Below are 14046 nucleotides of genomic sequence, written 5' to 3' on the forward strand. Positions count from 1 at the left end.
TGCCTGGCTTACAGGGCCGCCCGATCGGATCTATTCTTCCCAGTCCTCTTGATCGGTCGAAAGCAGATCCACCAGCGCCGCCACCGTGCCGGCGGGCAGATGGCGGCCTTCTCCGATCAGCGCCTCGTCGCTGTTGATCCAGGCCCAGGCCCAGGCCTCGGAGAGTTCCGTTGGCGTCGCGCCTGTGGCAACGATCTCGGCAAGCAACGCCTCGTCCACAGGGCCGAGTACGGCGGTAACGTCGTGCGAGGTCAAAGTCATGTCCTGCTCCTCTTCCCGTTTGTCAGACCATGAACCTCGTCGGTATATAGAAACTTGCCGATGGACGTCCACCCGCGACGGCACGACTGAAGCGTCGGGGAATCCAGTTAATTCATTGAATCAAATAGATAAAATTTGCCTTCTCCGTTGCACGAAAATGATCGCGCCCAGAGGCGTCTCCTGAAGACGGGCCTTTGAATCTCGCATGGCAAAAGCTGCCGCGGATCGGAGAAATCGAAGCGGATGGCAATACGGGATTTCGGTCAGGCTAGCCTGGAATCACACAGGTCAACCGGCCGATCAGAATGTCGGGCCGGCTGCCCCGCCTTTCAGCGTGAAGTAAGCAAACGCTGCTACGAAAAATGCGATGACGGCCAGGATCGCCAGCAGACGCTTCAGCCAGGGAGGGGTCTGCCTCGGCGGCTTGGGCTTCGGGCGACGTTCAAACTTGATGACATTATCGGACATGACAATCGATTAGCGAAGATCAAACGGTTTGCCAATCCGGTCCGAACGTCAGGGCGCGACGTTTCCGCCATCAGCCGGCCGGAATGCTCAATTCACCCAAATTATCAATCTCGCCCACGACCCCTCGGGGCTGCGGCGCCGGTGGCTATCCGAACGGATCGACAAACCTCGAAGGTGCCTCTTGAATATCCTGAACAAAATTCGCCCCTGGACTGCCCAACAGCGTGCCTTAATCGTCCCGTTCCCGACAGACCAAGATCTGCCGGAACGCAAATCCAAGGCAGCGGCCGTCGATGGTCCCGTCGTGGCGTTTTTCACCGAGGGCAGTTTTTACGAACGGGAGAAGGAGCGCATGGCCCGCTCAGCGGAGCGAATTGGACTGAAGGTCCATGCGACGGCATTACCGAACGCCGGCAGCTGGGTGCTGAACGCCGGCTTGAAGCCCGGTTTCCTGTTGCAGGAAAGGGCGAAGCTGCGCGGCCCACTGCTTTACGTCGATGTCGATGCCGTCTTCCACCGCAATCCCTGGCCGGAACTTCGCGGGCTGGATTGCGATATCGCCGTCTACTACGAAGCCGATGGCAGTCTGGTCAGCGCAACCATTCTCATCAATGACACGCCGGAGGCGGCCCATCTGCTGGAGCTTTGGCGGCAGGGATGTCTCGCCAGTCCCGATATGTGGGATCAGCTCGTTCTCCAGCAGATCATTGCGGAGGATGCAGGAAGCACCCGCCCGCAGTTCCGCGTCATCCGGTTGCCCGTATCGTTCTGCTGGATTTTCGATCGGGTCGAAAACGAGCCTGTCAGCGAGGTCTTCATTGAGCAGCTCCAGGCAAGCCGTGAGGCCACGAAGCGCAAACGCTGGTTCGGCCGCATCGGCAAGCGCCTGCAACGTCGTCGCGACCGGGTGGACGAGATAGAACGCATCCTGAACGCGGCCCGTTGATGACTGCACTGGACGGCATCCCGCGACAAGATCGTCACAACATGTCGCCGAGCGTCCAATGGTTGTTCCAGCGGGCATCGATCTCGTCCTCGACATTCTGATATCGGATGTCGGTGGACAGACGCAGCCGGTGCTGCCTGTCCTGATTGGTGGTCGAAGCGTGGATCATGAACGGCGAATGGAGCATGACGTCGCCGGCTTCATAATCCGCCACCAGCCAGCGCGTGTCGAAACGCTCCGCCATGTCGGGCAGATCCTTGGAAACCCAACCGCCTTCCGTCATGTTGCGATTGAAGGCGCTGACACGCTCTTCGGGGCTCAGATCCTCGTTTTTTTCGGCAAATTCCCGTTCCATGTCGACACCGATGGCGTGCGATCCTTCCAGATAGGTCAGACCGCCCATTTCGACGGGGATATCGCCGATCGGAATCCAGGCCGTGACGATCCTGCTGGTGCCGCCGCGAAGATAGACGAGATCGTAATGGGCTGGCGTTGCCGTCGTCGTCCCTGGCCGGACATGGCGCATGATCTTGCGCTTGTGCAGATAGGAAATACCCGAGAGCAATTCGTCCATGAAGCGAGAGATGCGGGGTTGGGCGCAGAAACCCTCATAGGCGACCGAGCGCACGAGAGACATCAGGCAGCGATCAACGTCCCTTCCTTCGAGCGCTGCGGCAGATGCGATCCCATCCCTGGGGTCTGTTCCCTCCGCAATCAGTCCCGTTTTCGCCATATGGCCGAAGACCCAGCCGCGGAAGTCGATGACATCGTTGCGCGGCAGGAATCCCTTCAGCCACACGTAGCCGTTCTCTTCGTAGAGACGACGGATCGCATCGATGCCGATGGCCGGATCGGTGGGGGTGAGAAAGCCAAGCCGGTTGGACGCCGTGGAGAGAACCTTGCCGTTGGCAACAAGGTTGAGGTCGCCTTGGCCGGATTGCTTCGCTTGTACGGAAATCGACATTTCACTCGCCTATGACCTGTGTTGATTACCGGTTGAATCTAGCGGGCATGAATGGTTCACTCCATGGACGAAAACCATACTGGACTTTTCGCTCACCATGAGAGCAACGGATGCCATCTATCGATCGCCGCTTGCAGCCGCCGCGGGCCTGGCCGTCACCGGCAGCGGCAGGCAGCACGCCATGCAAGCCGTCAGGGCACGAAAGCTGCCGAGCTATGCGGTGGTTCTTGTGGAGAAAGGCCAGGGCTTTCTCGAAACCGAGGTCGGCGGCTGCCTGGGCGTGAAGGGCCCGGCCCTCTTCTGGCTCTTTCCCAACCGCCAGCACTCATATGGTCCCGATGCCGAGGGGTGGAGCGAGCGCTGGGCGCTGTTCGAGGGTTCGCTGGTACGCGATTTCCTCCGTCTGCGCCTCATCAACGAGCAGAACCCGGTTATCGATCTGCGCAACCTCGATCGCGTCCAGCGCCTTTTCGGCAGCATTCACGCCGATCTCCTCGAGGATACGAACCTTGCAAGGGCTTCGGCCGCCGCCTCTCTGCACCAGATCGTCATCCTGGCGGCGCAACAGGCCAGCCAGGCCAGACCCTTGGTTCCGGAAGGCCCGGATATGGCCGCAATCGTCGAGGTCCTCCGCCGCAGAGCGACGCAACCCCTCGATATGGCCGCCTTTGCCGCCGAATACGGAATGTCGCCCGCGACGCTGCGCCGAAGGGTTACGGCCGAAGTTGGGTTGCCGCCGAAGGGTTTTCAGCTCCGCATACGGATAGATCACGCCAAAGAACTGCTGGCGACGACAGACGACAAGATCGAAACTATCGCGTCGAAAATCGGCTTCGAAGACGCTTTCTATTTTTCACGGCTGTTCCATGAGCGTGAAAACTGCACGCCGCGCGAGTTTCGCGCGCGGTACAGAAGAACTTGAAGTCAGGCGGGTTCGGAGCTGGGTTTTTTCCGCCGATACTCCCGAATGCTGGCCATTCAGTGGGCAGCCGCGCGGCCGGAAGGATCTCGCTCCAGGTTCCGCCGCCGCCAGGCGGCCGGTGCCTCACCCATCCGCTTGCGGAAAAAACGAGAGAAATAAGCGGGATCCTCGAAACCAACCTCGCGGCCGATATCCTCGACAGAGCGAATGGTGAACATCAGCAGGCGCTTGGCCTCCAGCAGGCGTCGATCCAGCAGCATTTCCTTGACCGTATGCCCGAACACCTCGCGCGCCGCCTTGTCGAGCAGGTGCGGTGTCGTGGCGAGCAAGTCCACATAGTTGCCGACGGGCCAATCGCTCTTGTAGTGCCGGTCAACGGCGCTGCGCAAAGCCAAGGCAAGAGCCACGGTCGGCGATGCCGTCGGCAATGCCGCGCTGCCGCCGAGCCGGTTCATCAGCGACAGCACCACACCGATCAATCCCAGCATGACCTTTTCGCTTTGCCCGCCGCGCTCGCGGTATTCCTCGCTCACCATCCCGAGAAGCGTGTCGATTTTTTGCCAGGAAGGATCTTCCGGGCGCCCCGTCAGGAAGGTCGGCACATCGAGGCCGAGATCGGCATGCGGCGCAAGCGCCTTCAGCGTATCGTCCGATATCGAGACGACGATGGCATCCGACTGATCGTCCACCTCGAATCCGTGGATGATATTGCTCGGTACGAAGCCGATCGTCGGAGCGGAAAAATTCCAAGTCCGGTCCTCTATGCGATAGCGGCCGCCGCCTTTGTACCAATAGGTGATCTGCCCCATCAGCGGATGTTTGTGGGATGCGACATGCCCGAAATGCAGCGTCTTGCGGTCCATGACCGTTTCCACATGCAGGAAACCGACATCGAGCGTCCGGCTCGGCTCGCCATAAACGAAAAAATTCGGGATCTCATTCTTCTGGGACATGCCGGAAAAAGTACCAGCGAATTGCCCCCTTTGTCCATGGCCCGAACGACGCGCCGGACGTAGCATCGGGCATGATCTCAAGGGAGGAATACGAGATGCGAGCTGAAGATTACCGCAGCGACAAGACCCGTCCATTTACCGGCGCCGAATATCTGGAAAGCCTGCGCGACGGCCGTGAGGTCTATATCAACGGCGAACGCATCGCCGATGTGACGTCTCATCCCTCGATGCGCAATTCCGCTCGCTCGATCGCGCGTATGTACGATGCGCTGCATGACGAAAAGACCAGGGATCGCCTGACCTCGCCGACCGATACCGGCTCGGGCGGCTATACGCACAAATACTTCCGGGTCGCGAAATCCTCCGCCGAACTCGTCGCCCAGCAGGGCGCCATCGCCGATTGGGCGCGCATGTCCTATGGCTGGATGGGCCGCACGGCCGATTACAAGGCCGCCCTCATGAACACGCTCGGCGCCAATGCCGACTGGTACGGTCCGTTCAAGGACAATGCCCTCTCCTGGCACAAGCGCGCGCAGGAATCCGTGCTCTTCATGAACCATGCGATCGTCAATCCGCCGATCGACCGTCACAAGCCGGCCGATGCCGTCAAGGACGTCTTCGTCCACATCACCAAGGAGACCGACGCGGGCATCTATGTCTCCGGCGCCAAGGTGGTGGCGACGTCCTCGGCCCTCACCCACTACAATTTTCTCGCCCAGAGCTCGGCAACGGTGACGGAAGACCCGTCGCTGTCGGTCATGTTCATCGTTCCGATGAATGCGCCCGGGATCAAGATGTTCTGCCGCGTCTCCTATGAGCAGACCGCCAATACGGTGGGCCAGCCTTTCGACTATCCGCTGTCGTCGCGCTTCGACGAGAACGATGCGATCCTGGTGCTCGACAACGTCTTCGTGCCCTGGGAGGACGTGCTCGTGCTGCGCGATGCGGCGAAGATCCTCTCCTTCCATCCGGCCTCCGGCTTCATGCACGGCTACTGCTTCCAGGGCTGCACGCGTTTCGCCGTCAAGCTCGACTTCATTGCCGGGCTGCTGGCAAAGGCACTGCGCGCGACCGGCGGCGATGCCTTCCGCGGCAATCAGGCGTCGCTCGGCGAAGTCATCGCGCTTCGCCACATGTTCTGGTCCTTCTCCAACGCCATGGCCTATAACCCGCAGCCCTGGGCAAACGGCGCGGTGCTGCCGAACATGGAGGCCGCCCTTTCGTACCGTACCTTCATGTCGGAAGCCTATCCGCGCGTCATCGAAACCGTGCGCAAGGTCGTCGCCTCCGGCCTCATCTACCTGCCCTCCTCGGCCAAGGATTTCGGCAATCCGGAAATCGACCGCTACCTCGCCCAATATGTGCGCGGCTCCAACGACATGGGCCACATCGAGCGCATCAAGATCATGAAGCTGCTATGGGACGCGACCGGCACCGAATTTGGCGGCCGGCATGCGCTCTACGAGCTCAATTATGCCGGTGCGCCGGAGGAAGTCCGCCTGCAGGTGCTGAAGGGCGCGGAGCGCGGTGGCCGGTTGAAGGAAATGGAAGCCCTGGTCGATCGTTGCATGAGCGACTACGACGAAAACGGCTGGACCGGCGACACCTGGCTTCCGCCGCTTGGGCAAACCTCCCCCATCCGCAACGCCGCCGAGTGAGGCCGTCGCCATGGAGGAGCAACTCTCGAAAACCGAATTTCGCAATGCGATGGCGCGGGTCTGCGCGCCGGTCAACGTGATCACCACCAACGGCCCCGCGGGCCGCGGCGGCTTCACCGCGACGGCCATGTGCAGCGTCACCGACGAACCGCCGACACTGCTGGTCTGCATGAACAGCCGCTCGGCGCAAACAGCCCTCTTTTTGGAAAACCGTCGTTTCTGCGTCAACGTGCTGACGCAGGAACACAAGGAACTGGCCGGCTATTTCGCCGGTCAGCGCGCGGAAATGGAGGAGCGCTATGCTGCGGCGGATTGGATCGATTTCCGCTCCGGCAGCCAGGCGCTTTCCGATGCCATCGTCTCTTTCGATTGCCGCCTGACGGAAGCGCGCCTCGTCGGCACGCACCATATCTTCATCGGCGAGGTGATGGACATTCGCAGCCGCAAGGATGGGCACGCCCTCCTCTATTTCGACCGCAACTATGTGCACGTACCGACCCAGGCGGGCAGCTTCGGCGGCTAGAGCCTTTCTGCTTCTCCTCGGAATCGCGAAAACGCTCTATCCTTTTGTTTTTACGCAATTCCGGGCGGAAAACCGCTATCCACTTTTCCTGGAATTGCTCCGCGCTCCAGAGTGTCCAAAGGCCAAAAGAAAGGGGATGCCTTCATAGATCGCATCCCCTTTCGTTATTGCAGAGCGCCGTTGTATCGTCAGGCAGCGGCATCGCCGAGATAGAGGCGATGAAGCTGCGCCGGATCGTTGGCAAGCGTGGTGCAATCGCCGTCATAGACGATGGCGCCTCGTCGCAGCACATAGGCGCGGTTGCCGATCGCAAGGGCAAGGGCGGCGAACTGCTCGACCAGAATGACCGCCATGCCGGCGTCGGCCAGTTGCCTGACGGCCCGCATCAGGCGGCTGACGATGACTGGCGCCAGACCGGAGGACATCTCGTCGATCATGACGACCTTCGGTCTCGTCAGGAGCGAGCGGGCGATAACGACCATCTGCTGCTCGCCGCCCGACAGCATGCCGGCCTTGATATTGCGCCGCTGGAGCAGTTCCGGAAACAGGTCGTAGGCCTCCTGCAGATCCGCGGCCGGATCGAGCGCCACCTTGAGATTCTCCTCAGTGGTCATGTCCGGAAAGACCGTTCGCCCCTGCTCGACATGGCTGATGCCGGCTCGGGCGCGCAAGCCTGCGCGCAGCTTCAGCAGTTCCGCGCCGTCCATCGTGACCGAGCCGGACGCGGCCGGGATGATCCCCGAAAGGCTTTCGAGCAGCGTTGTCTTGCCGGCCCCGTTCGAACCGAGAAGGACACTGATCTCGCCGCTCGAGACCGTGAGATCCACGCCGCGAACGACCGGAATCCCCGAGCGATTGACGACGAGACCCTTGATGGAAAGCGCAGTCATTCGGCAGCCTCCTCGAGTTCGATGCCCATGTAGGCTTTCTGAACGATCGGCATGGCGAGCACGCTTTGCGGATCACCACTGGCGATCACGCGCCCGAAATCGAACACGGTGATCGCCGAGCAGGCCCGCCGCACGAGATCCATGTCATGCTCGATCAGAAGCACGGCGCTGCCGAAAGTCTCCGGAATTGCAGCAATCCGCTCGCCCAGCTTCACCGCGTCGGCATAGGACTGGCCGGCCGCCGGCTCATCGAGAAGGATGACAGGCGCGCGCGACGCGACGACACCGGCGACATCGAGCAGGCGGCGCGTGCCGGCATCGACGGAGGCGATCGGCGTATCGGCCGGCGGGCAGTCGAACCATTGCAGAATGGCGGAAAGCTCGTCGTCGCTGATGGTGCCCGCGGCAAGCCGCATATAGTTTCCGACACTCAGTTCCGGCGCGATGCGTGTCGTCTGCCAAGTGCGGCGGATGCCCAGCCGGGCGCGGCCGGTGGCGGAGAAGCCTTCCAAGGGCTTGCCGTTCAACTTGATCGAGCCGTCATAGCGGGCCAGAAACCCGGCGATCGCGTCGACCATGGTCGACTTCCCGGCGCCGTTCGGTCCGACCAGGCCGACGACCGTGCCGGCGGGCACCTTCAGGTTGACCTTGTCGAGCGCGACGACGGCACCGTAACGGACCGTCAGGTCGCTGACCTCCAGCGCCAGTCCCTGCTCATGGGCGGCGGCGGCCGGAAGATGGCCTGATTGCCTGTGGGTGAATGCGCCCGAACGTTTTGGAAGCAGCTTGCCCGCCAGCCGTGCCCAGGTCTCGCTGATGGTTTCGCCGGAGGAAAGAGCATGCACGGCGCCGATGGCGAAGAAGACATTGCCGACATCCTGCGGCAGGTTGAGCCTGCGCAGGAGTTCCGGAAACAACGTGATCAGCATCCCGCCTATCACGGCCCCGAGCGTGAAATGCGCGCCGACCATGGTCGCAACGGCAAAGAGCGCCAGCGACTGCATCATCGAGAAGTTTTCCGAGACCAGTGTCCCGAGATAGCCGGCCAGCAGACCACCCGACACGCCGGAAACGAAGGCGCTGATGGCAAAGGCACTGAGCTTTGCGCGGGGGATCGAGACCCCATGCGCCGCTGCCGCCCGTTCCGAATGCCGGACGGCAAGCCAGGAAGCGCCAAGCCGGGAGCGGCTGACGAATTCGAGAGCCACCGCGATCACGCCGTAGACGACGAGCACGAAGACGAAGAAGCCGTAATCACCCTCGAAGAGCGAGGGCCGCACGACTTGCGTGAACGTGGTCTGTCCCGGAAATGTGATCGTCGCCAGCACCGTGTCGAACGCCGCGGCGAAGCCGAGGGTAACGATCGCCAGATTGATGCCGCGCAGGCGCAGCGCCGGCAGGCCGATGGCGATACCGACGGGCACGGCCGCAAGACCGCCGACGATCATCCAGACGACAAGACCGCCCGGCGCCTCGATGACATTCAGGTATCCGGTCACCCAGGCGCCGACGCCGGCAAAGGACATTTGGCAGAGCGAAATCATGCCGGTGCGTCCGGCGACCAGGCCGAGGCTCTGCAACGCGATGCCGGTGATGAAAACCGCCGTGAGCAGGAATACCCAGTATTTGGGCAGAAGCAGAAGAATAAGGGCGCCGACGGCCGCAAGCGACAGGGCCGTCACAATGGCTGCGCGGAAACTAGCGTGCTTCATCCCAGCGGGCTCCTCTTTGCGACCACAGAAGGACGGCAAGAATGACGATAAAGGGAACGGTGCTGCGATACTGGCTGACGAAATCGATCGCGCTGACGGCGCCTTCCAACACGCCGATCGTCATGCCGCCGAGAAGAGCGGCCCGAAAGCTGGCGAAGGCGCCGATCAGGGCCGCGGCCAATGCCGGCACGACGAGCAGGCTCAATGAGGCAAAATCCGGCGAGCGCAGTGGCGCAATGATCATCAGTGCGAAGGAGGTCACGGCCCCCGTCACCGCCCAGACGCCGAGCGCCAGCAGCCGCACCCGAATGCCGATCAGCTCCGCCGCCATCGGCCGCTGGGACAGCGCCCGCAATTGCAGACCGATGCGGGTCCGAGCCAGGAATTGCTCCGTCGCTATGGTGAAGACGACGGAAAGAATAAGCGTGGTGACGGCCGCCCAGGTCACCTCGACACCGGCGAGGCGGAAAGCCGACCCGGCGATGATCTCCGGGAAAGAATGCGGATGCTGTCCGCCGGAAAGGCGCAGACCGATGGCAATGATGCCGACCAGCAGCGCGGCAGTCACCGCCGCCTTGGTGGACGCATTGGTATTGGCAAACCAGGTCGTCATGACGAGACCGATCAGGATACCGCTGACGGCGCCGGCGGCGATGCCCAGCAGGGCGGCCGGCAGCAACGGCACGCCGGCCTCATGCAGCGCGACCATGATGAAGGTGCCGGTGGCACCGATCGCGGCGCCGGTAAAATTCACGACGGCCACCAGACGATAGGTGAAAATCGCGCAGACACCCAGGATGGCATAGGCACCACCTGCGGAAAGACCAGCCACAGCGGCTGTGAAGAGAGCGTTCATTGCGGAACTCCGGAGACGGGCACGTCGTGCCTCGCCAGATCAGATCATCGCGTCGGGCCGGTGCCCGGCCCTGCCGTCGAAAGGACAGGGCCGGGCACACGCGCCATTACTTGGCCTTCGCCAGCGTGTACCAATCCGGCGTCTTGACAGTCCACTTGCCATCGACGAGCTGCATGATCTTGGTGGCCTTCATCGGCGAGTGAGCCCGGGCGTCACCGAAGACATAGGGGCTGCCGGCCAGCGAATAATGCAGCTCCTTGCCTTCCTTCAGCGCGGATGTCACCGCATCGCGGCTCACTTCGCCATCGATGCCGGAGATCGTGTCGATCATGACCTTGGCGGCGAGATAGCCGCCCTGCGAAAAGGCAGTCTTCGGCAGACCGGCCTTGTCCATGGTCTTGATCCAGTCGGCGTTCGCGTCGTTGTTTTCCGTATAGGGCTCCCATTCGGTTCCGACATAGATCGGCTGCTTGCTGTCGGCCAGCGCCTTGGCGACGCCTTCGGTGTAGCCGGGTGCTAGGAACAGCCAGTTGATGCCGGAAATCTTCTGGGCATCGGCGGTCTTCACCCATTGCACGACGCCCGGCTCGACCTGATTGGTGAGCACGGCATCGCAACCGGCGTCACGCGCCTTGATGACATAAGGCGTCAGATCACCCTGCGGCGGCAGGGTCATGTCGACCAGGCCGACATTGTTGCCGCTCATCTTCTGCCATGCCGCGACCGCGTTGCCATAGGCTTCCTGCGTGCCGCCGAGGATCAGGAAGAAAGCGCAGACCTTCTTTGCCCCGAGGTTCTTCGTCGCATAATCGAGCATGACCGTGGTCAGCGTAAAGGGGCCGACGTTCACGGGCGAGATGCTCGGTGCGTTGAAGCAGAGGGGATCGACGCCGACACCCTGAACCGAGAGCACGTCGTTGCGGTTGTACGTTCCCGCATTGACGGCGCAGTCGAGCAGGCTCGCGCCGCCCGCGAGCGCCACGACGCCCTTGTTGTCGATGAGGTCGCGTGCGGCCTGGGCTGCCACCTGCGGATCACCCTTGTCGTCGGCGAGCGAGTATTCGATCTTGCAGCCGTTGATGCCGCCCGCGTCGTTCAACTGCTCGAAGACAGCCTTGGTGGCCTTCGGCGCGTCGGAAAAGTCGACCACGCCCGTAACGGTCGAGACGGCCCCGATCTTGATCGGCCCGTCCTTGCAGGTCGGGCCGGCCGCAAAGGCGGACGATCCCGTAAATGCCAGGCCGGCGGCCGCCAGCCCCAGAGCAATGAATGCTGATCTCAATTTCATTTCTGTTCCCTTTCCCTTTTATGTGCGGCGCTTCCTCTTCGCCGCGCCCTCTAGCGCTGGTAGACGGCTTGACCTGCGAAATAGGTGGTCAATACTTTCGTGTCGGCGATGCGATCGGCCGGCACCTCGAAGACGTTCTGATCGAGCACGATGACGTCCGCGGACTTGCCTACGGCAAGCGAACCCGTTTCAGCGTCGATCCGCATCGCCTTTGCCGAATTGAGCGTGTAGATCTCGATCGCCGAGGCCAGATCGATTGCCTGCTCGGCCCAGAGCGAGACGCCCGGAAAGGCGCCGGATGGATTCTGGCGCGTCACCATCCCCTCGATGCCGTTCCAGGGATCCGGGATCGGAATGACCGGCCAGTCGGACCCGCCGGCCAGCAGCGCCCCGGTGGCCTTCAGGCTCGCGATCGGCCAGAAGCGCGTGGCACGCTCTTCGCCCATCGCCTCCTTGTGGCCCTCGAGGAAGGTCGTCGGATACCAGATCATCGGGCAGAGATCGGCGACGACGCCGAGCGGGCCGAAACGGCCGACATCCTCATCCCGGATGTAGCTCGCATGGGCGATATGATGCTTGATATCGGTCGGACCGTTGAAATGTCTGACCGCCTCGACCGCATCGAGCATCTCGGTCACGGAATAGTCGCCCGTGCAGTGGATCTTCAATCCCATGCCGAGCTTTTCGGACTTGTCGATGTGGCGAACCAGATCGGGATAGCTGACCAGCACCTCGCCGCGATGACCTTCAGGATGCGCGGCATCCGCAACATAGGGATCATGGAAGGCGGCCGTGCGCGCGCCGGGAACGCCGTCCAGAAAGATCTTGGTGAAATTCGGCTTTACATGCGCGCTGCGGAATTCGTCCCGCAGGGCCAGCAGGGCATCGCCGGAAAGACCGAACATGAAGCTCGGCTCGATCAGCGGCAGTGAGGTCACAGCCCAGGCGGTCAGCGTGCCCTTGATATCGAGATGCTTGAGCGCCTTCAGGATCGGCAGCACCGAGGCGGCGTCCTGGAAAGCCGTCACGCCGTAGGAATTGACGATCTCGTTGGCGCGCGCAACCGCGGCCTCGCCCATCTCTTCCGTGAATGCCTCGGCGGCGGTCCGTTCGACGATGCCGGCGGCGGATTCGATCAGCAGACCTGTCAGCCTGCCGGTGGCGGGATCGCGCCCGAAGGAACCCTGCGGCGGATCGGGCTGGTTGTCGGAGATGCCGGCAAGCCGCATCGCCTCGCTGTTGACCCAGCGGTTATGCATGGTCTCGTCGCGCAGAAGGACGGGATGCCCAAGGCTGGCTTCGTCGAGTTTCGTGAGCGAGGCTTCGCTATTGAGCGCCGTGATCATGTCGGCGCCCCATTGATTGGCGACGATCCACTGCCCTTGCGGCGCGATCTCGGCCTGCGCGCGGACATGGGCGCAGATCGCATCGACCGATGCGCCGGCGGGAAGCTGGGTTTCGAACAGGTCGGCCTGCCCGCCCATCATGATGTGGTTGTGGATATCGACGAAGCCCGGCATCGCCATCTTGCCGGCAAGGTCGACCACTTTCGTATCCGCGCCCTTCAGCGCTTCGATTTCGACCCTGCTTCCGACGGCCATGATGCGGCCGTCCTTGATGGCAAGAGCCTCCACCCAAGGGTGGGCCGGCTCGACAGTATAGATTCGTCCATTGGTCAGAATGAGGTCGGCGGAGCCGAGCATGGTGGTCATTGATCTGTTCCCGCTTCGGTTCATTATTCGAACCACTTATTCAAATATTAGGGTGATGCAGACCGACACGTTTGTCAATATAGTTCACACGTTAATTATATCGGCGACGATGGCAATCGACTGTGGAAATCCGATCGAATATGCCCAACGACGGTCGAGACTTCGAAGCCGGAGCACGCGCAACTGACAAGACAGCCACCATCGGCACCGACAGCCATCGGGCGGCAGCCCATGAAATCCGTCGTCTGAGGAAGCGTCCTCATTGTCATATGTCTGGCGTCGGTGACGAAGGGCCGTATAAATGCCGGTGAGCCGGTCGACGGGCTTGTTCGCAAAGCCCCGTAAATCAGGCCGGCAGCTCGCCGAGGAGTTTCCATGTCCACCAGCCCCGTGATTTGCGAAGTTCGCTATTTCATCGACCAAAATGCAATGGACGAATTCAAAGCCTATGCCCGGACGTGGATGATGCTGATCGAGCGTTACGGCGGGACGCACTACGGATACTTCATTTCTCGCGAGGGTCCGGCCGGGTCCGCCGTAAGCTTCCCTGGAATGGGCAGGGATGGCGCCAGCGACATCGCCATAGCGCGGTTCACTTTTCCGGATGACGCAGCCTATTTCCGATATCGTGAAGAAGCGGCCAGAGACGCGGACGGTGTCGAGGCGAATTCACGATATGGCAATAACCCGCCATTTCGGAGCTACGAGCGTGTCTTTCTCGAGCGGCTTCTGTGAACGGCACGCCATGTCTCTTATCGGGTAAGACATCCACCTCTCACAAGGTTTGGCCAGACAACGACATCGAGGTTCCGCAAGCGAATCCTGCAAGGCTCATGCCTGATATGACCGGCTGAAAATTCTGTTCCGCATCTCTTGGATACTTTGCTCATTGC

At 61.7% G+C, this 14046-nt stretch carries 14 protein-coding genes; 5 read left to right on the plus strand and 9 right to left on the minus strand.

All coding sequences use genetic code 11. The features are described from left to right. Positions 1 to 30 precede the first annotated feature (30 nt). A complete protein-coding gene (locus tag GR212_RS05820) occupies positions 31 to 261 on the minus strand; it encodes a hypothetical protein (protein ID WP_163985512.1) in 231 nt (76 codons plus the stop codon). A 300-nt stretch (positions 262 to 561) separates the two neighbouring features. Then, positions 562 to 729, minus strand: coding sequence for a hypothetical protein (locus GR212_RS36785; RefSeq protein ID WP_168840364.1), 168 nt, complete (start codon positions 727 to 729; stop codon positions 562 to 564). A 352-nt stretch (positions 730 to 1081) separates the two neighbouring features. Between GR212_RS36785 and GR212_RS05825 the strand changes: the two genes are divergently transcribed. Continuing rightward, positions 1082 to 1675 carry a putative nucleotide-diphospho-sugar transferase gene (locus GR212_RS05825; protein WP_163985513.1) on the plus strand — a complete coding sequence of 198 codons (594 nt, stop codon included), beginning with the start codon at positions 1082 to 1084 and terminating at the stop codon, positions 1673 to 1675. 34 nt (positions 1676 to 1709) lie between these two features. Here the strand turns inward: GR212_RS05825 and GR212_RS05830 are convergent, their stop codons facing one another. Continuing rightward, on the minus strand, positions 1710 to 2639 hold the full coding sequence (locus tag GR212_RS05830) for a phytanoyl-CoA dioxygenase family protein (protein WP_163985514.1): 930 nt from the start codon (positions 2637 to 2639) through the stop codon (positions 1710 to 1712). Positions 2640 to 2736: 97 nt separating this feature from the next. Between GR212_RS05830 and GR212_RS05835 the strand changes: the two genes are divergently transcribed. Continuing rightward, on the plus strand, positions 2737 to 3561 hold the full coding sequence (locus GR212_RS05835; protein ID WP_163985515.1) for a helix-turn-helix domain-containing protein: 825 nt from the start codon (positions 2737 to 2739) through the stop codon (positions 3559 to 3561). A gap of 56 nt (positions 3562 to 3617) precedes the next feature. Here the strand turns inward: GR212_RS05835 and GR212_RS05840 are convergent, their stop codons facing one another. After that, positions 3618 to 4514 carry a helix-turn-helix domain-containing protein gene (locus tag GR212_RS05840; protein ID WP_163985516.1) on the minus strand — a complete coding sequence of 299 codons (897 nt, stop codon included), beginning with the start codon at positions 4512 to 4514 and terminating at the stop codon, positions 3618 to 3620. Between the two features lie 95 nt (positions 4515 to 4609). On the opposite strand from GR212_RS05840, the gene GR212_RS05845 reads away from it, so the two are divergent. Both GR212_RS05845 and GR212_RS05850 read left to right on the plus strand, forming a co-directional pair. After that, complete coding sequence (locus tag GR212_RS05845; RefSeq protein ID WP_163985517.1) at positions 4610 to 6172, plus strand: 4-hydroxyphenylacetate 3-hydroxylase N-terminal domain-containing protein; 1563 nt, start codon at positions 4610 to 4612, stop codon at positions 6170 to 6172. 10 nt (positions 6173 to 6182) lie between these two features. Then, on the plus strand, positions 6183 to 6695 hold the full coding sequence (locus tag GR212_RS05850) for a flavin reductase (protein WP_163985518.1): 513 nt from the start codon (positions 6183 to 6185) through the stop codon (positions 6693 to 6695). 188 nt (positions 6696 to 6883) lie between these two features. On the opposite strand, the gene GR212_RS05855 is transcribed toward GR212_RS05850, so the two are convergent. The 5 genes from GR212_RS05855 to GR212_RS05875 form a co-directional block, all read right to left on the minus strand. After that, on the minus strand, positions 6884 to 7585 hold the full coding sequence (locus tag GR212_RS05855; protein ID WP_163985519.1) for an ABC transporter ATP-binding protein: 702 nt from the start codon (positions 7583 to 7585) through the stop codon (positions 6884 to 6886). Then, entirely contained in the window at positions 7582 to 9297 is a 1716-nt protein-coding gene (locus GR212_RS05860; RefSeq protein ID WP_163985520.1) for a branched-chain amino acid ABC transporter ATP-binding protein/permease, read from the minus strand. Before GR212_RS05860 ends, GR212_RS05855 begins: the two co-directional genes overlap by 4 nt. Further along, positions 9284 to 10153, minus strand: a complete 870-nt coding sequence (locus GR212_RS05865) for a branched-chain amino acid ABC transporter permease (protein ID WP_163985521.1) — start codon at positions 10151 to 10153, stop codon at positions 9284 to 9286. Before GR212_RS05865 ends, GR212_RS05860 begins: the two co-directional genes overlap by 14 nt. 106 nt (positions 10154 to 10259) lie before the next feature. After that, positions 10260 to 11441: an ABC transporter substrate-binding protein gene (locus GR212_RS05870; RefSeq protein WP_163985522.1), complete on the minus strand. Its 1182-nt coding sequence runs from the start codon at positions 11439 to 11441 to the stop codon at positions 10260 to 10262. Positions 11442 to 11491: 50 nt separating this feature from the next. Then, positions 11492 to 13153 carry an amidohydrolase gene (locus GR212_RS05875; protein WP_246725689.1) on the minus strand — a complete coding sequence of 554 codons (1662 nt, stop codon included), beginning with the start codon at positions 13151 to 13153 and terminating at the stop codon, positions 11492 to 11494. Positions 13154 to 13528: 375 nt separating this feature from the next. Between GR212_RS05875 and GR212_RS05880 the strand changes: the two genes are divergently transcribed. Beyond that, positions 13529 to 13888, plus strand: coding sequence for an NIPSNAP family protein (locus GR212_RS05880; RefSeq protein WP_163985523.1), 360 nt, complete (start codon positions 13529 to 13531; stop codon positions 13886 to 13888). Positions 13889 to 14046: the final 158 nt, after the last annotated feature.

It is taken from the genome of Martinezella lusitana, from assembly GCF_010668395.1.
Taxonomy (GTDB): Bacteria; Pseudomonadota; Alphaproteobacteria; order Rhizobiales; family Rhizobiaceae; genus Rhizobium; species Rhizobium lusitanum_A.